This is a genomic window from Winogradskyella aquimaris (assembly GCF_042676105.1).
Lineage (GTDB): Bacteria > Bacteroidota > Bacteroidia > Flavobacteriales > Flavobacteriaceae > Winogradskyella > Winogradskyella aquimaris.
The window spans coordinates 16,051-40,080 of sequence record NZ_JBHTJQ010000016.1 but is presented as its reverse complement, the minus strand read 5'-3'; the positions used below and the strand labels follow the sequence as shown (position 1 = coordinate 40,080).

The 24,030-nt window shown below is 35.9% G+C and carries 16 protein-coding genes; all 16 read left to right on the top strand.

Translation table 11 applies throughout. The features are described 5' to 3' along the window. Nucleotides 1-21: 21 nt before the first annotated feature. The 16 genes from ACFQ1K_RS10160 to ACFQ1K_RS10085 all read left to right on the top strand — a co-directional run bounded on the left by ACFQ1K_RS10160 (nt 22) and on the right by ACFQ1K_RS10085 (nt 24,009). A complete protein-coding gene (locus tag ACFQ1K_RS10160) occupies nt 22-1,392 on the top strand; it encodes a quinol:cytochrome C oxidoreductase (protein ID WP_320554631.1) in 1,371 nt (456 codons plus the stop codon). Nucleotides 1,393-1,416: 24 nt separating this feature from the next. Then, nucleotides 1,417-2,481: a cytochrome c oxidase subunit II gene (locus tag ACFQ1K_RS10155; protein WP_320554630.1), complete on the top strand. Its 1,065-nt coding sequence runs from the start codon at nt 1,417-1,419 to the stop codon at nt 2,479-2,481. A gap of 27 nt (nt 2,482-2,508) precedes the next feature. After that, entirely contained in the window at nt 2,509-4,305 is a 1,797-nt protein-coding gene (locus tag ACFQ1K_RS10150; protein WP_320554629.1) for a cytochrome c oxidase subunit I, read from the top strand. A 68-nt stretch (nt 4,306-4,373) separates the two neighbouring features. Next, nucleotides 4,374-5,396, top strand: coding sequence for a Holliday junction branch migration DNA helicase RuvB (ruvB, locus tag ACFQ1K_RS10145; RefSeq protein ID WP_320554628.1), 1,023 nt, complete (start codon nt 4,374-4,376; stop codon nt 5,394-5,396). A 35-nt stretch (nt 5,397-5,431) separates the two neighbouring features. Further along, entirely contained in the window at nt 5,432-6,358 is a 927-nt protein-coding gene (queG, locus tag ACFQ1K_RS10140) for a tRNA epoxyqueuosine(34) reductase QueG (RefSeq protein WP_320554627.1), read from the top strand. Nucleotides 6,359-6,424: 66 nt separating this feature from the next. Next, the gene (locus ACFQ1K_RS10135) at nt 6,425-8,710 is read left to right on the top strand and encodes an NADP-dependent malic enzyme (protein WP_320554626.1); all 2,286 of its coding nucleotides are present in this window, start codon (nt 6,425-6,427) and stop codon (nt 8,708-8,710) included. A 74-nt stretch (nt 8,711-8,784) separates the two neighbouring features. Then, nucleotides 8,785-9,366 (top strand): Holliday junction branch migration protein RuvA, encoded by a 582-nt coding sequence (ruvA, locus tag ACFQ1K_RS10130; RefSeq protein ID WP_320554625.1) that lies wholly within the window; start codon nt 8,785-8,787, stop codon nt 9,364-9,366. Nucleotides 9,367-9,371: 5 nt separating this feature from the next. Then, nucleotides 9,372-16,655, top strand: coding sequence for a T9SS outer membrane translocon Sov/SprA (gene sov, locus ACFQ1K_RS10125; protein WP_386134162.1), 7,284 nt, complete (start codon nt 9,372-9,374; stop codon nt 16,653-16,655). A 71-nt stretch (nt 16,656-16,726) separates the two neighbouring features. Continuing rightward, nucleotides 16,727-17,107, top strand: coding sequence for a glycine cleavage system protein GcvH (gcvH, locus tag ACFQ1K_RS10120; RefSeq protein WP_320554624.1), 381 nt, complete (start codon nt 16,727-16,729; stop codon nt 17,105-17,107). Beyond that, complete coding sequence (locus ACFQ1K_RS10115; RefSeq protein ID WP_320554623.1) at nt 17,100-17,462, top strand: VanZ family protein; 363 nt, start codon at nt 17,100-17,102, stop codon at nt 17,460-17,462. Before gcvH ends, ACFQ1K_RS10115 begins: the two co-directional genes overlap by 8 nt. Nucleotides 17,463-17,526: 64 nt before the next feature. Further along, complete coding sequence (locus ACFQ1K_RS10110) at nt 17,527-18,255, top strand: energy transducer TonB (protein ID WP_320554622.1); 729 nt, start codon at nt 17,527-17,529, stop codon at nt 18,253-18,255. A gap of 113 nt (nt 18,256-18,368) precedes the next feature. Continuing rightward, entirely contained in the window at nt 18,369-19,163 is a 795-nt protein-coding gene (locus ACFQ1K_RS10105) for an energy transducer TonB (RefSeq protein WP_320554621.1), read from the top strand. 107 nt (nt 19,164-19,270) lie between these two features. After that, nucleotides 19,271-21,382 carry a gliding motility protein RemB gene (locus ACFQ1K_RS10100; RefSeq protein ID WP_320554620.1) on the top strand — a complete coding sequence of 704 codons (2,112 nt, stop codon included), beginning with the start codon at nt 19,271-19,273 and terminating at the stop codon, nt 21,380-21,382. Between the two features lie 95 nt (nt 21,383-21,477). Continuing rightward, the gene (gene cyoE, locus ACFQ1K_RS10095) at nt 21,478-22,371 is read left to right on the top strand and encodes a heme o synthase (RefSeq protein ID WP_320554619.1); all 894 of its coding nucleotides are present in this window, start codon (nt 21,478-21,480) and stop codon (nt 22,369-22,371) included. After that, nucleotides 22,372-22,971 carry a cytochrome c oxidase subunit 3 gene (locus tag ACFQ1K_RS10090; protein ID WP_320554618.1) on the top strand — a complete coding sequence of 200 codons (600 nt, stop codon included), beginning with the start codon at nt 22,372-22,374 and terminating at the stop codon, nt 22,969-22,971. Nucleotides 22,972-23,007: 36 nt separating this feature from the next. Continuing rightward, entirely contained in the window at nt 23,008-24,009 is a 1,002-nt protein-coding gene (locus ACFQ1K_RS10085) for a cytochrome c oxidase subunit 3 (protein WP_320554617.1), read from the top strand. The last annotated feature ends 21 nt before the right edge of the window (nt 24,010-24,030 follow it).

Below are 24,030 nucleotides of genomic sequence, written 5' to 3'. Positions count from 1 at the left end.
ATTTAGATAAAGATTATATAGATGGAATATAAAATTTCAAATCGATTAAAAATGGGTGCTATCATTATGATGGTACTTGGTTTGATAGGTGTTGCTTATGGATTTTACGACTCTCATGGATATACAGAAGAGAATATCACAGAGAAGTTAGCGGCAGAAGACCATGGTCATGGAGATGCACACGCTACTGAAGCTCATGGGAATGCTCATGCAGAAGCAGGTCATGGAGAGATGGCATCACATGATAGTGGTGAACATGCAGAAGCAGGTCAAGGTTCATTAACTGAACATGAAGAACATGCACTTCATCAAATTCATAATAGACCCTGGGCCGCACTTTATGTTGGTGCATTCTTTTTCTTTATGATTGCATTAGGTGTTCTTGCATTTTATGCTATTCAGTATGCAGCACAAGCCGGATGGTCACCTGTATTGTTTAGAGTCATGGAAGGGATCACAGCCTATGTATTACCAGGTGCTGTCATTGTACTATTGATTGCTGTAGCTTCTGGTACCATTGGTCATTACAATATTTTTGTATGGATGGATCCAGAGGTTGTTGAGCATGATAAATTGATTCAAGGAAAATCAGGTTATCTAAACTTGACATGGTTTATTATTAGAGGCGTTATATTTATTTCTGGTTGGGCATTATACAGACATTTCTCAAGAAAGTTCTCAATCGCACAAGATAGTGCTAGCGATAACAGAAACTTCAAAAAGAATTTTAGAATATCAGCAGCGTTTTTGGTATTTTATATTTACACAGAGTCGATGATGGCTTGGGATTGGGTAATGAGTGTGGACCCTCACTGGTTTAGTACTTTATTTGGATGGTATGTTTTTGCGAGTATGTTTGTCAGTGGTATTACTGTTATTGCAATGATAACTATCTACTTAAAATCTAAAGGTTTATTAGAATTTGTAAATGATAGTCACATCCACGACTTAGCTAAGTTTATGTTTGGTATCAGCATTTTCTGGACCTATTTATGGTTCTCTCAGTTTATGTTAATTTGGTACTCAAACATACCAGAAGAGGTAACTTATTTTGTTACTAGAATAGAGCATTACAAACTACCATTCTTTGGAATGCTAGCTATGAACTTTATTTTCCCATTACTTTTACTAATGAATAGTGACTACAAACGTATCAATTGGTTTGTAATTATGACTGGTATTATTATACTATGTGGTCATTACTTAGATGTTTTCAACTGGATTATGCCAGCAACAGTAGTGGATAGATGGTTTATAGGTTTGCCAGAAATAGGTGCTATCCTATTATTTGGTGGTCTATTCTTGTTTATAGTATTTACAGCTTTAGGGAAAGCACCATTGCTAGCTAAAGGAAACCCGTTTATGAAGGAAAGTGAACATTTCCATTATTAATATTAAAAAAGAACTGAAATAATAATGACTACTTTATTAACGATTATAATTGTACTCTTTGTAGCTGTTGCCATTTGGCAATTGATAAAGATTTTTGATTTAGCTCAAGTAGGCGCTAGCAATACTCAGATTGCAGATGATAAGGATAATAGGATGAATGGTTATATGATGATGGGTTTCCTAGCATTCATATATATCATTACTATACTTTGTTTTTGGTATTTAGGCGATTTACCTCTAATGTCTAATTCAGCGTCAGAGCATGGTCCAGGAATAGATAATCTTATGGCAATCTCTATGGTTGTTATCTTTATCGTTCAAACAGTTACGCAATTTTTATTGCACTACTTTGCATTTAAGTATAGAGGTGAAAAGGGAAGAAAAGCATTATTTTATGCAGATAATAACACCTTAGAAGCCATATGGACAGGTATTCCTGTTATTGTTTTAGCAGGATTAATTATCTATGGATTATTCACTTGGAATGATATCATGAATGTTGATGACCAAGAGGATCCTTTAGTTGTAGAGCTTTATGCACAGCAATTTAACTGGAAAGCTAGATATGGTGGTGAAGATAATGTTTTAGGTAAGGCTAATGTAAGATTAATTGATTTAGACAAAGCTAATATCCTTGGTGTTGCCGAAGACGACCCAAATGCCCAGGATGATGTTATCGTTACGGAGTTACATTTACCTGTTAATCGCCCTGTATTATTTAAAATGCGTTCACAAGACGTATTACATTCAGCTTATATGCCGCACTTTAGAGCACAAATGAACTGTGTTCCTGGTATGGTAACTCAATTTGGTTTTACACCAACGGTAACAACTGCTGAGATGCGTCAAAACGAAGATATTAAAGATAAGGTTCAGAATATTAATAATATTAGAGCCGATAAAAGCAAGGATTTGACAGCTAATGGTGAAGAAGCTCTCGAACCTTATGAATTTGATTACCTTCTAATCTGTAATAAAATTTGCGGTAAGTCTCATTATAATATGCAAATGAAGATTATTGTAGAGACCGAAGAGGAGTATAATGCTTGGATGGCAGAGCAAACAACGTTTGCTAATTCATTAAATTAAAAAAAATTAAGAAAAAGATAAAAGATTATGTCAGCAACAGTAGATACACACAATCACGACGATCACGACGTACATCACCATAAAGAAACTTTTGTAACTAAATACATCTTTAGTCAAGATCACAAGATGATTGCTAAACAGTACCTGCTTACAGGAGTTATTGTAATGGGTATTATCGGTATTTTGATGTCTTTGATGATACGTATGCAAATCGCATGGCCAGAGCAACCAAATGCCGTTTTTGAAGCGTTACTTGGTAAATGGGCTCCTGGTGGTGTTATGGATGCGGATATTTATTTGGCACTCGTGACCATTCACGGAACCATTATGGTATTTTTTGTACTAACGGCTGGTTTAAGTGGTACTTTTAGTAACCTTTTGATTCCACTTCAGATAGGTGCAAGAGATATGGCTTCAGGTTTCCTTAATATGGTTTCCTATTGGTTGTTTTTTGTGTCTTGTGTTATTATGGTGTTATCCTTCTTTGTAGAAGCTGGTCCTGCGGCAGCAGGTTGGACAGTGTATCCACCATTAAGTGCGTTACCAATGGCTCAACCAGGTTCTGGTACAGGTATGACGATGTGGCTGGTATCCATGGCTATTTTTATCGCATCTTCATTGTTAGGATCATTAAATTATATTGTTACGGTTCTTAACCTTAGAACAAAAGGTATGTCAATGACAAGAATGCCATTAACTATTTGGGCGTTCTTTATTACTGCCGTTATTGGTGTGATTTCATTCCCAGTACTATTATCGGCAGCTTTACTTTTAATTATGGATAGAAGTTTCGGTACGTCCTTCTTCTTATCCGACATTTTTATTCAAGGTGAAGTGTTACACTATCAAGGGGGTTCTCCAGTTTTATATGAGCACCTGTTTTGGTTCTTAGGTCACCCTGAAGTTTACATTGTATTATTACCTGCTTTGGGTATTACCTCAGAAATTATCGCTACCAATTCAAGAAAGCCAATTTTCGGGTATAGAGCAATGATTCTTTCCATTTTGGCTATTGCCTTTTTGTCAACAATAGTTTGGGGTCACCATATGTTCGTTTCAGGAATGAATCCGTTCTTAGGTTCTGTATTTACATTTACAACCTTACTTATTGCGATTCCATCTGCAGTAAAAGCATTTAATTATATCACCACACTTTGGAAAGGTAATCTACAAATGAATCCAGCGATGTTGTTTTCTATTGGATTGGTGTCTACCTTCATTACGGGTGGTTTAACAGGTATAATTTTAGGAGATAGCGCATTAGATATCAATGTGCATGATACTTATTTTGTCGTAGCTCACTTCCATTTGGTAATGGGTATATCTGCACTATATGGTGTATTTGCAGGTGTTTACCATTGGTTCCCAAAGATGTTTGGAAGAATGATGAATAAAAACTTGGGGTATATCCACTTCTGGATAACGGCCATTTGTGCTTATGGTGTTTTCTTCCCAATGCACTTTATAGGAATGGCAGGATTGCCAAGACGTTATTATACCAATTCTAATTTCCCACTTTTTGATGATACGGCTAATACACAAGTTGTTATAACGGTATTTGCATTGATAGCAGGTTTGGCACAGATCGTATTTCTTTACAACTTCTTTAATAGTATTTTCTATGGTAAAAAAGCAGAGCAAAATCCATGGAGATCAACAACCTTAGAGTGGACGGCACCGGTTAAACATATTCATGGTAACTGGCCTGGTGCAATTCCTCATGTTTATCGCTGGCCTTATGATTACAGTAAGCCTGGACATGATGAAGATTTTGTGCCCCAGAATGTACCAATGAAGGAAGGTGAAGAGGAATTACATCACTAACGTTTTAAGCATACAATAATGAGAAGCCTTTCAATTTAAGAAAGGCTTTTTCTTTATATTTGTTATGTATGAATGAAAACCTCAATCCATCCAACGACAATTACAGTCCTGAGGAACTCGACCTTGAAAAGAAGTTGAGACCTTTAACATTTGATGATTTTACAGGCCAAGATCAGGTTCTAGAAAACCTGCTGGTTTTTGTTCAGGCAGCTAATTTAAGGGGTGAAGCATTAGATCATACATTGTTTCATGGTCCACCCGGATTAGGAAAAACAACACTAGCTCATATATTAGCAAATGAGTTGGATGTCAACATCAAAGTAACATCTGGACCCGTTTTGGATAAACCAGGAGACCTCGCAGGATTACTTACCAATTTAGATGATAGAGATGTCTTATTCATTGATGAAATTCATCGTTTGAGCCCTATCGTAGAAGAGTACTTGTACTCAGCTATGGAGGACTACAAAATAGATATTATGATTGAATCTGGGCCAAATGCCAGAACAGTTCAGATTAACCTAAATCCATTTACCCTTGTCGGAGCTACAACACGTTCAGGACTGTTAACGGCGCCCATGCGTGCGCGTTTTGGTATAAGCAGTCGTTTGCAGTATTATAAAACTGACTTGCTAACCTCCATTGTGCAACGTAGTTCCTCAATATTAAATGTCCCTATATCAATGGAAGCGGCCATTGAGATTGCAGGTCGTAGTAGAGGGACTCCTAGAATTGCCAATGCCTTATTACGACGTGTTAGAGATTTTGCCCAAATAAAAGGCAATGGAAAGATAGATATTGAGATTGCCAAATTTGCATTAGAAGCATTAAATGTAGATGCGCATGGTTTGGATGAAATGGATAATAAAATCTTAACAACAATTATCGAAAAGTTTAAAGGTGGTCCTGTGGGCATAACAACTTTAGCAACGGCTGTGAGTGAAAGTGCAGAAACCATAGAAGAAGTTTATGAACCCTTTTTAATTCAACAAGGTTTTATTATGCGTACGCCACGAGGTCGAGAAGTAACAGAGCAAGCCTACAAACATCTAGGTAAGATTAAAGGGCCAATACAAGGCGGATTGTTTTAGAAGACTTTATACTTCATCCTCTTGAAGTAATAAAAATGATAAATAATAAGGCTAAATACACAGAATTGATTAAAACCGAAGCGAAACGCCTCGGTTTTTTATCTTGTGGTATTAGTCAAGCAGGATTTTTAGAAGAAGAAGCGCCAAGGTTAGAGTCTTGGTTAAATAAAAATAGGCATGGCGAAATGCGTTATATGGAAAACCATTTCGATAAACGCTTAGATCCGACACTACTTGTTGAAGGATCAAAAAGCGTGGTGTCTTTGCTATTGAATTATTACCCTTCAGAAGTTCAAACTAAAGAATCTTACAAGTTGTCTAAGTATGCTTATGGTACAGATTACCATTTTGTAATAAAGGATAAACTCAAAATGTTGTTGGCTTTTATTCAAGAAGAAATAGGTGAAGTTTTTGGACGAGCGTTTGTGGATTCTGCACCAGTTTTAGACAAGGCTTGGGCAGCTAAATCTGGATTAGGTTGGATAGGTAAACACTCTAATCTACTCACTCAAAAGGTTGGTTCATTCTATTTTATTGCTGAGCTCATCATAGACTTAGAGTTAGATTATGATACACCAGTTACGGATCATTGTGGGACATGTACGGCTTGTATAGATGCCTGTCCAACAGAAGCAATAACAGAACCCTATGTTGTAGATGGTAGCAAATGCATCTCATATTTCACTATAGAACTCAAAGACAATATACCAAATGATTTTAAAGGTAAATTTGATGATTGGATGTTTGGTTGCGACATCTGCCAAGATGTTTGTCCATGGAATCGATTTTCAAAACCACATAATGAACCCTTATTTGATCCACATCCAGATTTGTTAGCAATGACAAAGAAAGATTGGCAAGAAATTACAGAAGACACGTTTAAAAAGGTATTCAAAAAATCTGCAGTAAAACGAACAAAATTATCAGGTCTTAGGCGGAATATTGAGTTTCTAAAAGATTGATTTTTTCTCTTGTAAATTCAACTCCAAGCTTCTTTGATTATCTTTGCAACTCAATAGATATTGATTATGAGCAAACAGAGTAAGCGAATAGAAGCCTTAGTATATCACGCTAAGCCTACACCAGGTAAGATAAAGGTTGTCCCAACAAAAAAATATGCCTCCCAACGCGATTTATCCTTGGCCTATTCCCCAGGTGTAGCAGAACCTTGCTTAGAAATAGAAAAGGATGTTAATAATGTTTACAAGTATACCGCAAAAGGCAATCTTGTAGCTGTTATTTCTAATGGAACAGCAGTTTTAGGTTTGGGAAATATTGGTCCTGAAGCTTCGAAACCTGTAATGGAAGGAAAGGGGTTACTGTTTAAAATCTTTGCTGATATAGATGTTTTTGATATTGAAGTTAATACTGAAAATGTTGATGATTTTATTGAAACGGTTAAAAATATCGCGCCAACGTTTGGAGGTATTAACCTTGAAGATATTAAGGCACCAGAAGCCTTTGAAATAGAACAACGTTTAAAGGAGGAATTGGACATTCCAGTGATGCATGATGATCAGCACGGTACGGCCATAATATCTGCCGCTGCACTTCTGAATGCATTAGAATTGGCCGAAAAAACCATTGCCGATGTTAAGATTGTTGTTAGTGGAGCAGGTGCCGCGGCAATATCCTGTACAAGACTTTATAAAGCATTTGGAGCTAAAAGTGAAAACATTGTAATGCTAGATAGTAAAGGAGTCATAAGAAAGGATAGAGATAACCTGACTTCTCAAAAAGCAGAATTTGCAACAGACAGAAAAATAGACACCTTAGAGGAAGCCATGAAAAATGCCGATGTATTTATCGGTTTATCTATGGCAGATATAGTGACGCCAGAGATGTTAAAGTCTATGTCTGCAAAACCAATTGTTTTTGCAATGGCTAACCCTAATCCTGAAATAAATTACGATTTAGCTATAGATACCAGAGAGGATATCATAATGGCAACTGGCCGTAGCGATCATCCAAATCAGGTTAATAATGTACTGGGCTTTCCATTTATTTTTAGAGGTGCTTTAGATGTGCGCGCAACAAAGATTAATGAAGAAATGAAGATGGCAGCCGTTAAGGCTTTATCTAGACTGGCAAAGGAGCCAGTTCCAGAACAAGTTAATCTCGCCTATAACGAAACACGATTAACTTTTGGGAGAGACTATATTATTCCAAAACCATTTGATCCACGCTTAATTGCTGAAGTACCTCCTGCCGTGGCAAAGGCTGCAATGGACAGTGGAGTAGCCAAAGAGCCTATAGAAGATTGGGATCGCTATAAGAATTCGTTATTAGAACGATTAGGCTCAGATAATAAACTGGTACGTCAACTCTTGGGAAGAGCTCGAACCAACCCTAAACGTGTTGTATTTGCGGAAGCAGATCAGCTAGATGTATTAAAAGCAGCTCAAATTGTCTATGAAGAAGGAGTGGCTAAGCCAATTCTACTTGGCAGAAAAGAAACCATTGTGGAGTTAATGTCTGAAATTGATTTTGAAGCTGATATTGAAATCATCGATCCAAAATCTGACGATGAAACCGAGCGCAAGAATCAATATGCAAAGGTCTATTGGGAAAAACGAAAAAGACAAGGTGTGACATTATACTCTGCTCAAAAGATAATGCGCGAACGCAATTACTATGCGGCTATGATGGTGAATGTAGGTGATGCAGATGCCCTTGTTACAGGTTACTCAAGGAGTTACCCAACTGTTGTAAAGCCGATGTTGGAGCTTATTGGTATGGCAGATCATGTGTCTAGAATAGCAACAACAAATGTAATGATGACTCAACGAGGCCCTATGTTTTTAAGTGATACGGCCATAAATATAGAACCAGATGCTAAGGACTTGGCGCGAATTGCAAGGATGACCTCAAGAGTTGCCAGAATGTTTGGTATAGAACCAGTCACCGCCATGATATCATACTCTAATTTTGGTTCTTCAGAAAATCCAAGAGCTCAAAAAGTACAGGAAGCTGTGGCTATTTTACATAAAGCCTACCCGGATATGATTGTAGATGGTGAGTTACAGACAGACTTTGCATTGAATGCTAAAATGCTTCAAGATATATTCCCATTTTCTAAGTTGGCGGGTCGTAAAGTAAACACGCTTATCTTTCCTAGCTTAGATGCGGCAAACATTACGTATAAGTTGCTAAAGGAACTTAACAAGTCAGAGTCAATAGGTCCAATTATGATGGGAATGTCCAAGCCTGTACATATATTGCAATTGGGAGCTAGTGTAGATGAAATAGTAAATATGACTGCGATTGCGGTTATAGATGCCCAAGAGCGAGAAAAACGCCAGCAAAAGATCTAGCGGTCTAACATGGTTTTCAGCCCTTTTATTGTAAATAATTTTATTACATTTGGGACTTTAACCTTTAGTAATAAATGATTACACACTTAGAGGGAAAACTTGTAGAAAAGAATCCTACAGATGTTGTTATAGATTGCAACGGAGTAGGATATTTTGTTAATATATCATTGCATACGTTTTCTCAAATCCCGGATAGAGAAAACCTTAAGTTATATACATATCTCCAAGTAAGAGAAGATTCACACAGTCTTTACGGATTTTCATCAAAAGTTGAACGCGAAATCTTTAAACTTTTGATATCTGTTAGTGGTATAGGTGCAAATACAGCGCGTACCATGCTTTCTTCATTAACGCCAGAACAGGTCAAGGAAGGAATAGCTAGTGAAAATGTGGCTTTAATTCAAAGTGTAAAGGGTATTGGAGCTAAGACTGCGCAGCGAGTAATCATAGATTTAAAAGATAAAGTGTTAAAAGTTTATGGTATGGATGAACTTTCGCTTGCTCCAAACAATACTAATAAAGATGAAGCGTTATCTGCTTTAGATGTTTTAGGATTTAACAAAAAACAATCCGAAAAAGTAGTTGATAAAATATTAAAAGCCCAACCAGATGCCCTTGTAGAGCAAATCATTAAAGACGCTCTTAAAAACTTATAATACAATTGAATATAACTAACTACAATCAATTAAAATCAATCAGTTTTTACGTCTCATTAGTGTTTATGTTACTAGTGGGTATTTCTGGTTATTCGCAAGAACCAGAGGAGCAGGATTCTACCAGAACAACATTTGCATTTGGAAAATTAAAAATGCCTAACCCCAATAGCATTGTTTCTAAATACACCTACGACCCTATCTTAGATCGCTACATATATACTGAGAAAGTTGGTAATTTTAATATCAACTACCCTTTAATCCTCACGCCTGAAGAATTTCAACGTTTGGTTTTAGAAGAAAAAATAAAGGAATATTACAAACGAATGGCAGACGCTGCTGCCGGGCAAAAGGAAGGTAGTGAAGAGGATCAAAAGAATTTATTACCAGAGTTTTATGTCAATTCCGGCCTATTTGAAACCATATTTGGTGGAAATACCATAAATGTTATTCCTAGTGGTTACGCAGAAGTAGATTTGGGGGTGTTATTTTCACGACAGGACAACCCAGCGTTTTCACCAAGAAACAGAACAAATTTTACGTTTGATTTTGATCAAAGAATAGGATTGAGTTTACTGGGTAAAGTTGGTACACGACTTCAAGTTACAGCTAATTACGATACAGAAGCTACTTTCGATTTTCAGCAAATTGTAAAATTAGAATATACTCCGACAGAAGACGATGTCGTAAGAAAAATTGAAGTAGGTAATGTTAATATGCCACTTAATAGTTCTTTAATTAGAGGAGCACAAAGTCTATTTGGTGTTAAAACTGAGTTACAATTTGGTAAAACGAGAGTCACTGCTGTTTTTTCAGAACAGCAATCACAGTCCAGATCTGTTGTTGCACAAGGTGGTGGGACATTAGAAGAGTTTGAGTTTTTTGCGCGAGATTATGATGAGAATAGACACTATTTTTTGTCACATTACTTCAGGGACAATTACGATAAGGCACTTTTACAGTATCCGTTTATAGATAACCAAGGATTACAAATTACAAGAGTTGAAGTTTGGGTTACGAATAGAAATAACCAAACCGAAAATGTTAGAAATATTGTCGCTTTTCAGGACTTAGGAGAGTCTGAAATTGATAATATCGGACTAAATCCTTTACCAGCAGGATTTATTAATAATCCTAACGCCCTGCCTGATAATGGCAATAACGATTTTGACCCTGGTAATATTGGTGGTGCTGGTTCACTTTTAACGAGTGCGGTGAGAGATATTACCAATGTAGAAGCTGGTGTTTTGGTTAATATTAATGAAGGTTTTGATTACGGTAAGCTTGAGGCGGCTAGAAAGCTACAAGAAGGCCAAGATTATGTTTTAAACACAGAATTAGGATACATTTCGTTGAATCAACGCTTATTAAATGATGAGGTATTAGCGGTTGCATTTCAATATACAAGAGGAGGAGAGGTCTTTCAGGTAGGTGAATTTGCCAATGACGGTGTAGACGCTACTCAGGTTAGTGATGGAACAGGAGGTAATCAGGTCATTAATAATCAGAGTTTAGTCTTAAAGATGTTGAAAAGTGCTGTTACAGCCGTTGATCAGCCGATTTGGGACCTTATGATGAAAAATATTTATGATACAGGAGCCTTTCAATTAAGTCAGGAAGATTTTAGATTGAACATTTTTTATACAGAAGCGTCTCCTGTCAATTATATAAGACCGGTTGAAGGCACTGCGTTTCCATTATTTGATAATAACACACCTTTTACGGGTGATGATACAGAGATCAATGAAACCCCTCTTATTAGACTTTTCCATTTAGACCGTCTTAATTTTAACAATGACCCTCAAGAGCGTGGTGATGGTTTCTTTGATTATGTACCTGGTTTAACAGTCTTGTCGCAAAATGGAAAGATTATTTTCACAAAAGCAGAGCCTTTTGGGCGTTACTTATTCGATGTGCTTGATAACGATGGTAATCCAAACAACAATGCTGCTGATTATGAGCAGGATGTTTACACTAATGAAAATCAGGAAAAATATGTTTATGATTTACTTTATAAATCTACAAAGACACAGGCCTTAGATGAAGCCGAGAAAAATAAATTCCAAATTAAAGGTCGTTTTAAGAGCAGTGGAGGTGGAGGAGGTATTCCTATAGGTGCCTTTAATGTACCAAGAGGTTCAGTGAGAGTAACAGCCGGAGGTAGAGTGTTGGTAGAAGGTATAGATTACACGGTTAACTATCAATTAGGCAGGGTAGAAATTCTAGATGAAGCCTTAAAGGCCTCCAATACACCAATTAATGTTTCGGTGGAGAATAATGCTGTTTTTGGTCAGCAAACACGACGTTTTACAGGTGTTAACGTAGAGCATCAGTTTAATGAGAATTTTGTGCTTGGTGCAACACTTTTAAATCTTAACGAAAGACCAATTACCCAAAAGGCTAACTTTAATTCAGAACCCATTAATAATACCATATTTGGTTTTAATGGAAATTATTCGACCGAGGTCCCATTTTTAACTAGATTAGTTAATAAACTACCCAATATAGACACAGATGTACCATCTAATCTTTCGGTTAGAGGTGAGTTTGCCTATCTGTTGCCGGGTGCACCAAACGGAACGGATTTTGATGGTGAGGCCACGGCTTATATCGATGACTTCGAAGGAACTCAAGGTTCTATAGATTTATTAAGTCCATTGTCATGGTTTCTCTCCAGTAGACCTAAGGAGTTACCCAATAATATTAGAGGAAATGATGATAATGGCATAGAGAATGGCTATGGAAGAGGATTTTTAAACTGGTATACCATTGATCCTATTTTTTATAGTAATCAAAGACCTGGAGGTATCACAGACGATGACGTGTCTGACTTGTATACCAGACGTGTCTTTATCGAAGAAATTTTTCCTGAGGTTGATATTGTTCAAGGGCAAACCTCTGTAATAAATACATTGGATTTAGCATATTATCCCGAAGAAAGAGGACCCTATAATTTTGACCCGCTTGAAGCGCAAGGTGCCGTTGCGCCAGATCAACGCTGGGCAGGTATTTCTAGGCAAATCACTTCTACAGACTTTGAACAGGCTAATGTTGAATATATTGAGTTCTGGGTCCAAGATCCATTTCTGGATAATCCTTCAAGTCAAGGCGGTAAGTTATTTATTAATCTTGGTAACATTTCCGAAGATGTCTTAAAAGATGGAAAAAAACAATATGAAAATGGTTTACCGGAAGATGGAAATATAGAATTTTTACAGCCAAATCCATTACAACCTAATGCTCCTTATGTGGTGCCTCAAAGCCAATCCTTAATCTATACATTTGCAACAACAGGACAAGAACGAGCCAATCAAGATGTTGGGTATGATGGTTACGATGATGTTGAAGAAAGTCAAATGCTTACTGAGATTTTTGGCGCCAATAACTTTGGCGAGGATCCTGCCAAGGATAACTACACCTACTATTTAAATACAGACGGTAATATATTCGAACGTTATAAGCAGTATAATGGGTTAGAGGGTAATACACCAGATGTGTTTACAGACACTAATAGAGGTTCTACAACTCAGCCAGATGTCGAGGATATTAACCGTGATAACACCATGAATACCATTGATAGTTATTACGAGTACGAAGTAGATATAAACCCAACTAACCTTAGTGTAAATAATCCTCAGATTAATGATGTTAAGGTTAGAACGGTAACCTTACCAAATGGTGATCAGAGAGATGTGACATGGTATCAGTTTAGGTTACCAATTAATGAACCTACAAATGCAATTGGAGGCATAACAGATATCCGATCTGTTCGTTTTGCACGGTTATATCTTAGGGACTTTGTTGAGAACACAGTGCTAAGATTTGCCACCCTTGATCTGGTAAGAAGTGATTGGAGACGATACACTTTAGATTTAGATAATGATCCTACGAATAATAGTGCGGATGCAGAATTTAATGTGGCAATCATTGGAGTACAAGAAAACGATGGAGATTATGTAATTCCACCAGGTGTAAGACGTGAAGAGTTAAATAACAATAACAACATTATTAGGCAGAATGAGCAATCATTAGTGCTTCAAGCTTGTGAATTAGAACCTGAGGATTCTAGAGGTGTATTTAAAAATATTAATGTAGACATGCGTCAGTATAAAAAGTTACGTATGTTTTTGCATGCTGAAGCTCAGGAGGGTCAAACACTTCAGGAAGGTGAGTTAACAGCGTTTATAAGAATGGGTAATGATTTTACCCAAAACTTTTATCAAATTGAAGTACCGTTATTACCAACGGATTTGGTTGATGGGAATTTATCGATTGAGGAACGTGTCTGGCCAGCTGTTAATGAGATTAATATTTCTTTGGATATTCTTCAAGACATTAAGTCTCGAGGTATTTTCGATCAGTCTCTTACCAATGATGACCCAACATTTTACAATGTTATAGATGGACAATTAAATGAAACTCCTGTTCCTGAATTTTCACCTTTACCAACAGGTCAGCAACGTGTGGCTATTAAAGGTAATCCAAACTTTGGGGATATAAGAGTGTTAATGGTAGGCCTTAAAAACTCTGGTATAACAGGTACTAATGCCTGTGGTGAAGTTTGGTTTAATGAATTGCGTATGTCTGACTTAGAGAATGAAGGTGGTTGGGCTGCTGTAGTAAGTATGGACTCCAATATTGCAGATTTTGCTGATGTTAGTGCAACTGGAAGACGAAGTACCATTGGTTTTGGTGGTATAGAGCAATCCCCAAATGAGCGAAGTAGAGAGGACGTTAAGCAGTATGACGTTGTTACTAATGTTCAGTTAGGACAATTACTTCCAAAAAAATGGGGCATTCAGATTCCTTTTAATTACTCACAAAGCGAGGAGATTATTACACCTCAGTTCGATGAGTACTATAGAGATATTGAACTACAAACGCAGCTCGATAATACAACAAATCAAGATTCCATTCTCAGGGTTAATGAAAATTATACCAAACGAAAAAGTATCAACTTCATCGGGGTGAGAAAGCAACGTACAGGTGAAAAGAAAGCTAGGTTCTATGATGTGGAAAACTTGACTTTTAATTATTCCTATAATAAAGTAGAACATCGGGACTTTGAAATAGAGAGTGCCTTAGATCAAAATGTGAGGGCAGGCGTGAATTATAATTATGCGTTTAATCCAGCTCGAATAGAACCATTTAAAAAGAACGACTCCCTATTTACTGGTAAATATTGGAAGATTCTTAAAGATTTTAACCTCAATCTATTACCTTCTAATATTTCTGTCAATATGGATATTAATAGGCAATTCAGTAAGCAGAAGTTTAGAGAAGTAGAGCTTGGGGGTAATAACATAGGTATTGAAGAACTGTTTAGAAGAAATTACACTTTCGATTTTCAGTATGCCATTAACTATAATCTAACGGATGCTTTAAGTTTTAACTTTACTGCTGCCAATACAAATATTGTTAGAAATTATTTTATTGATGACCGTATCAATGGACGACAAGACCCAACTTTGAATGTTTGGGACGGATTCTTTGATTTTGGTGATCCAAACTTCCAAACACAACAACTTCAAGTTAATTATGAGTTGCCGTTGTATAAGATTCCTGCTTTAAGTTTCTTAAGAGCAACCTATACTTATAATGGCGCATTCCAATGGCAGAAAGGATCCGACTTAAATGAGAATTTGGTGACCGATATAGGAACGTTTAATTTAGGGCATTCTATTCAAAACTCTAATACACATAATATAAACTCTACACTAAACATGGAAACTTTCTATAAGTCCATCGGTTTAGTAAAAAAGACCAATAGAAGACCAAGAGGTAGATCTGGTAATACAAGAGCAAAAGCAAGAACTGCTACACCAGACACAAATAATAAGTCCTTAGATAATAGTAGCCAGAAAAATAGTGATCCAAATAAATTAAGTGTAGGTAAAAAGGCTTACAATACATTAGTAGATATTGTGACCATGGTAAAGCGTATTCAGTTCGGATACAGTGAAAATAATGGTACATATCTCCCAGGTTACTTACCAACACCAGGTTTTATCGGTACGCTGAGGCCAACTTGGGGTTATACCTTTGGTAGTCAAAGGGATGTTAGGGATTTGGTTGCAAGAAATGGATGGTTAACGACCTTCCCAGAATTTAACCAACAGTATACTGAAGTCACAAACAAAACCCTTGACTACTCTGTAAATATTGAACCGATGCGCGACTTGAAAATCGATTTGATTGGTAACAGAACATTTGCTGAAAATCTTACGGAAAACTTTAGAGCCTTAGATAATAATAATGATGGCTTAAGTGATGAATATGAAGACCTAATCACAAATTCCTTTGGTAATTTTAATATATCTACAGCACTTATAAAAACAGCATTTGGTAGAAGTGATGAAAACCAGTCTGATGCTTTTGATGACTTTAGAGCCAATAGATTGATTATTGCTAATCGATTGGCAAGAGAATTTTACGGGACTAATACATTTGCTACAGATGCTGAAGGTTATCCTCTAGGATTTGGCAAGAATAGCCAACGTGTTTTATTGCCAGCTTTTTTATCGGCCTACCAAGGTACCAATCCCGATAAAATTACAACAAGTGCGTTTAGGGATGTGCCTATTCCAAACTGGCAGTTAAAATACACAGGACTTATGAAGATTCCTTGGTTTAAAAAGACGTTTAGACGATTCTCTATTCAACATGGTTATAGGTCCAGATATACAATTAATCAGTTTAGAACTAATTTGGATTATGTTGCGGGTGTTCGAGGTGAAGAATATGATAACCAATCAGGAGATGCATTAGATCAAGCAGGTAATTTTAAAAACGAAACACTCTATAGTAACATTAACTTAGAGGAACAATTTAGTCCTTTAATACGTTTAGAGTTTGAAATGAAAAATTCGATAAAGGTATTAGCAGAGATACAAAAGGATCGTATGCTTTCCTTGAGCTTTGATAATAATTTACTTACTGAGATTCAAGGCCAAGAATATACTCTGGGCTTGGGTTATCGCATAAAAGATTTAAGGATAAGATCTGCTTTGGCAGGTGCTAAACAAATTGTTAAGAGTGATTTAAATATGCGTGCCGATATCTCTGTTAGAGATAATAAAACCATTATAAGATATTTAGATTTGGAAAATAATCAGGTCACAGCGGGTCAGACCATCTGGAGTGGTAAGTTTACGGCAGATTATGCATTCAGTAAAAATTTAACCGCCATTTTTTATTTTGACTATACTTTCTCCGATTTTGCAATCTCTACATCATTCCCTCAAACCTCTTTAAGATCGGGTATTACGCTACGTTATAATTTTGGTAATTAATTTTAAGTTTTTGGCTTGAAAACAAACAATTAAAAAATTACTTTTGTTCCATTAATATTATACCATTAAAGATGAATATACCATCAGAATTAAAGTACACCAAAGACCATGAATGGGTTAAGATCGAAGGTGATGTTGCAACAGTAGGAATTACAGATTTTGCCCAAGGTGAATTAGGTGATATAGTCTATGTAGAAGTAGAAACTGTAGATGAATCCTTGGATGCCGAAGAAGTTTTCGGTACCGTAGAAGCAGTAAAGACAGTTTCTGATTTATATTTACCGCTATCTGGTGAAATAGTAGAGTTTAATGAAGCACTCGAGGACGAACCAGAAAAAGTAAATACAGATCCTTATGGTGAGGGTTGGATGATTAAACTGAAATTATCTGATGCATCACAAGTAGAAGGATTGTTGTCTGCAGAAGATTATAAAGCACTAATAAGTGGTTAAAAGATTACTTTTAGTAATTGCAATCATTTACACAGTCATATTAATTGTCACATCACTAATAGATTTGGATGGTGTACCTAACTTAGGGTCCTCATTCGACGATAAGATTTATCATTTTCTGGCGTACATTGCATTAGCCTTCCTTTGGCTCACGTACTTTAGATATTTTGGAAAGACTAAGCCAAGTTTCAAGGTTTTTATAGTGGTTTTAATGTTTGCTATATTTTTAGAATTAATACAGCATCAAATTAATCCAAATAGAACATTTGATGTTATTGATTTGTTGGCAAACTGTATTGGTGTTGTAGTTGGCACATTAATTGCTATTAAACAAAGTATATTAAAGTTAAAATAAATAGAAGGTTTGCTTTTTTTGCTATTATTTAGTTAAATTAGCAACTCTTTAAACGAAAAGTACTATGGAACCTAAAAAGAATCCAAAATCCGATGTAAGTAGAAATAGTTCGCTTTACTTTGCTGTGGGATTAGCTCTAATGTTGGGTATTGCTTATCTGGCAATAAACTACAAGACTTATGATAAGAGCAATATTGTCGCTGACACGCTTAATTTAGACGACGACCTTGAAGAAGAAGTGCCAATTACAGAACAAATTGTTACTCCTCCGCCACCACCACCACCGCCACCACCAACAATAGAAGTTATTGAAGTTGTTGAAGATGAGGTAGAAGTTGAAGAAACAGTTGTGGAATCTACAGAAACTGAAATGGATACAGAGATTGTAGAAGTTGAAGAGGTTGAAGTTGAAGAAGTAGAAGAAGATATAGAGGTTCCTTTCCATGTTATCGAAAACGTAGCGGTATTTCCAGGATGTGAAGGTGAAAAAACAAATGCGGCGAAAAAGGAGTGTATGAATGCTAAAGTTAACAAGTTCATACAACGTAAGTTTAATACAGACTTGGCTAATGATTTAGGTTTAGCACCTGGTAAGAAAAGAATTTTTTGCAGGTTTAAAGTAGATAAAAATGGTAATGTTACGGCTATACAAACACGTGGTCCACATCCAGCTTTGGAAAAGGAAGCACAGAAAGTTTTAGCACAATTGCCTAAAATGAAACCAGGAAAACAAAGAGGCAAGGCTGTTGTAATGCCGTTCTCAATTCCTATTGTGTTCCAAGTACAAGACTAGATACAAGATTTAATTTAGATATTAAAATCCCGTTCAATTAATTTGAACGGGATTTTTTTTGGTATGCTTATTGTGACTTTATCATAATATTAACATTTTAAATAATACGTATTATGAAAGATTTACAAAAAAAAATCAAAAGTGCTGGTCAGAGCACTATTGAAGTAAAGAAGTCACAAAAGCATGATGCAAATTTACAAAAAAACTCAACCCTGTATTTCCAAATAGGTTTGATTCTTTGCTTATTGGCTACTTATGGACTTTTCGAAATGCAGTTTCAAGACAAAAAAATTGAAGTCCATTTTAACGAACCGCAGGATCTAGTTACTATTGATGTGATCTCAGATTTTACAGTGGAAAAAACACAAAAAAAGCTAGAACCTAAGGTTGTGCGAAGTAAAAAGTTAACAAATGCTGTTAAAGCAGTTGAAAATGACGAACCAGTTCTTGAATCTGAAATTTTCAAACCTGACGTTTCTAAAACAAGTGAACTTCCTTTAAAACCAGATGCTTTACCCGATTTGGAAAATCCAAAGGACAAAGAAATCTTTGTTCCGTTTACTAAAATTGAAAAGGTACCTGTCTATCCTGGCTGTGAAAAAAAGAAAACCAATGAGGACAAAAGAAAGTGTATGTCTCAAAAAATTAGTAGGCTGGTCAGTAAAAAGTTTAACACGGATGTGGCCAGTGAACATGGTATAACTGGTTTACAGAAAATCCAAACCCAATTTACCGTAGATAAGCATGGTAACATCACCGATATAAAAATTAGAAGTCCACACCCTGTTTTAGAAAAAGAGGCGAAGCGTGTTATTGATAAAATTCCAAGCATGAAGCCGGGCTATCAACAAGATAAACCTGTTGGTGTTATTTACAATTTGCCAATAAAGTTTATGGCAAGGGATTAATTTTAATGACCCGAAAAATATACCGTTACTATTTTAGTAACGGTTTTTTGTTTTAGGGTTACTAAAAAAAATAAGTATCTTTCGTGCACTAAAATGTTAGTCGTTTTATGAAGCACTCTTGGCTTATAACCGTTTTATTATGTTCTTTTTTGAGTAATGCGCAAACCCTTGCAACTTATGAAAAGCCACCAGTTTTTTCTGAATGCGATTCGTTAGCAGTAAACCAGCTAAAATCTTGTTTCAATTATACATTGAATAGCATTATTTACAACAATTTTAAAATTCCTCAAATTGTTACTGAGGAAGAATACAGCGGTAATATTCAAGTTCTGTTCGAGGTGAATAAAGAAGGTGAGTTCGGAGTAGTTTATGTAGATGCGATTTATGATGATTTAAAAGAAGAAACTAAACGTGTTTTTGATTCTTTACCTAAAATAAAACCAGCAACCTATAACGGGAAGCCTACTTTTGTTCAATATAGTCTTAGTATTTCAATACCTTTAATGCCGCCTAAAAAAGAAACAGATAATCAAGAGGGTGAAGTTGTTGGGGTCACTAAAAAAGGGGGTAACTTGAATGCTACATTATCTGATGAATATGATGAGATTAATGCAAGTCTAAAACCATATGAGAAATTAGAATATGATAGTCAACTGAACATCCCTTTTACACATTCTTATTATGCCCGTTTTGATGACGAAATGAATGCTATAGGTACAAATAGCCATACGGCAGCAAAACCTTTTGTGTTCACTGATGTGGCAAAATATTATGACATCAAGGCTGAAAAGGAAAGTTTAGCTAAAGAAACCGACTCTTGGGTTGGTAGAAAACTGTATAATGAACACTTAGTTCAAGTACAAGGAAAGGATTATTGGTTTACTGTAGATCCTATTTTAGATTTACAGTTGGGTGGAGAAACTGATGGTGATGATGGTACATGGAATAATACAAGAGGTGTTTTTATCCAGGCAGGATTGGGTAAACGATTCAATCTTTCAACTTCAATTTACGAGAGTCAAGGACGATTTGCGGACTATTTTAATAATTATGCTGAAAGCCTAAGAGCATTTGGGCCAGACCCAGCGATAATTCCTGGCCGTGGTATTGGAAAAGGTTTTAAAGAGAACTCCTATGATTACCCTGTTGCAGAAGCCTATTTGTCTTATACACCGGCTGATTTTTTAAACATTCAATTTGGTCACGGTAAAAATTTTATAGGTGATGGTTATCGTTCGCTATTTCAAAGTGATGTGGCAAGCCCTTACCCATTTCTAAAATTGAATGCAAGTTTCTGGAAGATAAAGTACACCAGTACATGGATGTGGCTTAAGGATGTTAGACCAGAAGTTGTTGTAGATGATGCATTTTTAACTAAATATATGGCAAACCATTATCTGAGTTGGAATGTTTCTAAACGACTAAACATAGGTTTATTTGAGTCAGTAATGTGGGCAGATACCAACGGTCGAGGTTTTGATGTGAACTATCTTAATCCTGTAATTTTCTTTAGAGCTATTGAGTTTCAGACAGGTCAAGGTGCGGGAAATGCTATTTTGGGCTTAAGTGCTAAATACAAATGGAATAATAAAGTCAATCTTTATGGTCAGTTCATTTTAGATGAATTTTCATTAAGTGATGTAACAGGTGGTAATAAAAGCTGGAAGAATAAATTTGGGTTTCAATTAGGGGCTAAATATTTCAATGCTTTTGAGGTGGATAATTTGCTTCTTCAAGCGGAATACAATCAAGTACGTCCTTACACCTATTCACATAATACAGAAATTTTAAATTATGGACATTTCAATCAACCTATGGCCCATCTTTGGGGTGCTAATTTTAGGGAATTGGTATTGATTGGTCGTTATAATTATAAACGTTGGTTCGCAGATGCAAAAATTATAATGGGTCAGAGAGGATTCGATTTTAATACTGAGGATGATAGTTTTGCATATGGTGGTGATATTTACACCAATGAAAATGATCGAGTCGGTGATACGGGAATAACTATAGGACAAGGTAATACGACCAATAGTTTTATGACTGAACTGCAGGCGGGCTATTTACTTAATCCAGAAACCAATTTAAAACTTTTTACCAATATAATTTACAGGGATTTCAACCCGCAAACGATTACCTCAACAACCGCAGATTCAAATACCTTTTGGTTTAGCATTGGTTTAAGAACAGATCTATTCAATTGGTACAATGATTTTTAATAATACACCTTATTATTAAAGTTTTCCATTACGTTGGTGAAAACTTTTTTTCAAAGTATCTTTGCACTCGCTAAGAATAGGACAACAAACAAGAATTGAGCAGGTTAAAATCGTCGGAACCAAAAACTTCTGCAATAACAGACTTTAAGGAAATCACTAAAATGGGATTGTCCATTAGTGTCGTATTTTCTGCACTTGCTGGTTACCTTTTGGGCGCTGATAAGGTGAATATTACAACACTAGTACTATTAGCGTTAGGGGGTTATTTTATGGTAGGTGCATCCAATGCCTATAATCAGATTATAGAGCGCGATTTAGATGCATTAATGGATAGGACAAAAAACAGACCGATTCCTGGTGGTAGGATGTCTGTTAATACTGCGTTTTTTATAGCAACGTTATTTACACTTTTGGGTATTGTAACCCTTTATAATATTAATCCTAAAACAGCAATGTGGGGAGCCATCTCCATTTTTTTATATACTAGCGTTTATACGCCATTAAAAACAAAAACACCACTTTCGGTTTTTGTTGGAGCCATACCAGGAGCAATTCCGTTTATGCTCGGTTGGGTAGCTGCTAGAGGTGAGTTTGGGATAGAGCCAGGAACGCTTTTTGCTGTTCAATTCTTCTGGCAGTTCCCTCATTTTTGGTCTATTGGATGGTTTTTGTACGACGATTATGAAAAGGGTGGATTCTTTATGTTGCCTACTGGTAAACGTGATAAAGGAACAGCTGTTCAAATTATAGTGTATAGTGTTTGGACGGTTTTAGTGTCCATAATTCCTGTTTTTGGGTTTACCGGAGATTTAAAATTATCAATTGTTGGTGCTGTATTGGTTTTCTTATTGGGATTGCTAATGCTGGTATATGCCCTAAGACTTTTTAAGCGAAGAACTGTAAAAGCAGCTAAACAGCTCATGCTGTCTAGCGTGTTTTATATTACTATGTTACAAATTATATATGTTGCAGATAAATTTTTGAGATAGATGGATTTAACAGAAGGAACACAAGAGGAAAAAGTAGCAAGATCAAAAAAAATGATGCTATGGTTTGGAGTAGGGTCTTTAATCATGTCATTTTCGGCATTGATTAGTGCATTTATTGTAAGTTCTAAACAACGAAGAGGTAAAGATTGGCTGATTAACTATGATTTGCCTGATGCCTTTTTTGTAAGCGTTGTTATTATTCTTCTAAGCAGTCTTACTTTTATTTTGGCAAAAAGAGCATTGAAGCAAAACAACCGAAAGTTAACAACCACATGGTTATTAGCAACCTTGGTTCTAGGGGTAGTATTTGTTTTAAGTCAATTGGAAGGGTTTAAGCAAATCATACAGGCAGGATATAATTTTACGGGCCCAACGAGTAATATCACTATGTCATATATTTATCTCATTGCTGTGGTGCACATATTGCACGTTATTGCTGGGTTAATTTGTATAGTTGTTGTTATTTATAATCATTTTAAACAAAAGTACAATGCCAATAATATATTGGGATTAGAACTGGCAGCAAATTTCTGGCATTTCGTAGACCTGCTTTGGCTTGTGCTGTTTTTGTTTTTATATTTTTTTAGAGACATAATTTGATTATTTTTGTCCAATCTTAAAATTTAATTAATTTCTATGGATTCTACAGTAGCAAGTACTGGCACAGAAGGAAAAACTTGGGGAGGAGGAAGTAAACCTCTTAAAGCAAGTTATGGTAAAATGATGATGTGGTTTTTCATCGTTTCTGATGCATTGACGTTTTCTGGCTTCTTGGCAGCTTACGGCTTTTCTAGATTTAAGTTTATAAAGGAATGGCCAATAGCCGATGAAGTGTTTACGCACGTTCCTTTTTTACACGGCCAAGAATTGCCAATGATATATGTAGCGTTTATGACGTTTATCCTTATCATGTCTTCTGTAACTATGGTATTAGCTGTAGATGCTGGTCATCACATGAACAAGGCTAAAGTGACACTTTATATGTTCTTAACGATTATTGGTGGTTTAATATTCGTAGGTTCTCAAGCTTGGGAATGGGCAACCTTTATACAAGGAGATTATGGTGCAGTACAAACTAACGGTGGAAACATTCTTCAGTTTGGTGAATATGTCACTGTAGATGGAAAGGAAAAATTCAAGAGAATTTCAATAGATGAGTTTGCAGTTGTAGAAGAAGGTGTGAGAGCTCAGCATGAGCGTAAAAACGGTTTATGGTTCGTATCTGAAGAATCATTACCTCCATATTCAGTAAATGAAATTTACAATGGACTTGCAGCAAACGAAAATATATTAGTAAGAACACAATTGTTAAACGAAGAAGGAGAAAAAACTATTTTATCCAGAGAAGAATCGTTAAAACAGATAAAAGATAATGGAAAGTTAGTGGTTAAAGGAGCTAACCTTAGGGTAAATGAATATGGTACATCGCTTTTTGCAGACTTTTTCTTTTTCATAACTGGCTTTCACGGATTCCACGTTTTTTCTGGGGTAGTAATTAATATCATTATTTTCTTTAATGTAATATTGGGGACTTACGAGAGAAGAGGAAGTTACGAAATGGTTGAAAAAGTAGGGTTATATTGGCACTTTGTTGATTTAGTTTGGGTATTTGTATTTACATTCTTCTACTTAGTTTAAAATAGCATTTTCATTTAAGAT

Excerpts from the sequence above, each read along its gene's own strand:
- ACFQ1K_RS10090 (WP_320554618.1), top strand. The coding sequence starts at position 22,372 with ATGGATTTAACAGAAGGAACACAAGAGGAAAAAGTAGCAAGATCAAAA.
- ACFQ1K_RS10160 (WP_320554631.1), top strand. The coding sequence starts at position 22 with ATGGAATATAAAATTTCAAATCGATTAAAAATGGGTGCTATCATTATG.
- ACFQ1K_RS10135 (WP_320554626.1), top strand. The coding sequence starts at position 6,425 with ATGAGCAAACAGAGTAAGCGAATAGAAGCCTTAGTATATCACGCTAAG.
- ACFQ1K_RS10085 (WP_320554617.1), top strand. The coding sequence starts at position 23,008 with ATGGATTCTACAGTAGCAAGTACTGGCACAGAAGGAAAAACTTGGGGA.
- ACFQ1K_RS10100 (WP_320554620.1), top strand. The coding sequence starts at position 19,271 with ATGAAGCACTCTTGGCTTATAACCGTTTTATTATGTTCTTTTTTGAGT.
- ACFQ1K_RS10155 (WP_320554630.1), top strand. The coding sequence starts at position 1,417 with ATGACTACTTTATTAACGATTATAATTGTACTCTTTGTAGCTGTTGCC.
- ruvB (WP_320554628.1), top strand. The coding sequence starts at position 4,374 with ATGAATGAAAACCTCAATCCATCCAACGACAATTACAGTCCTGAGGAA.
- ruvA (WP_320554625.1), top strand. The coding sequence starts at position 8,785 with ATGATTACACACTTAGAGGGAAAACTTGTAGAAAAGAATCCTACAGAT.
- ACFQ1K_RS10105 (WP_320554621.1), top strand. The coding sequence starts at position 18,369 with ATGAAAGATTTACAAAAAAAAATCAAAAGTGCTGGTCAGAGCACTATT.
- ACFQ1K_RS10110 (WP_320554622.1), top strand. The coding sequence starts at position 17,527 with ATGGAACCTAAAAAGAATCCAAAATCCGATGTAAGTAGAAATAGTTCG.
- queG (WP_320554627.1), top strand. The coding sequence starts at position 5,432 with ATGATAAATAATAAGGCTAAATACACAGAATTGATTAAAACCGAAGCG.
- gcvH (WP_320554624.1), top strand. The coding sequence starts at position 16,727 with ATGAATATACCATCAGAATTAAAGTACACCAAAGACCATGAATGGGTT.
- ACFQ1K_RS10150 (WP_320554629.1), top strand. The coding sequence starts at position 2,509 with ATGTCAGCAACAGTAGATACACACAATCACGACGATCACGACGTACAT.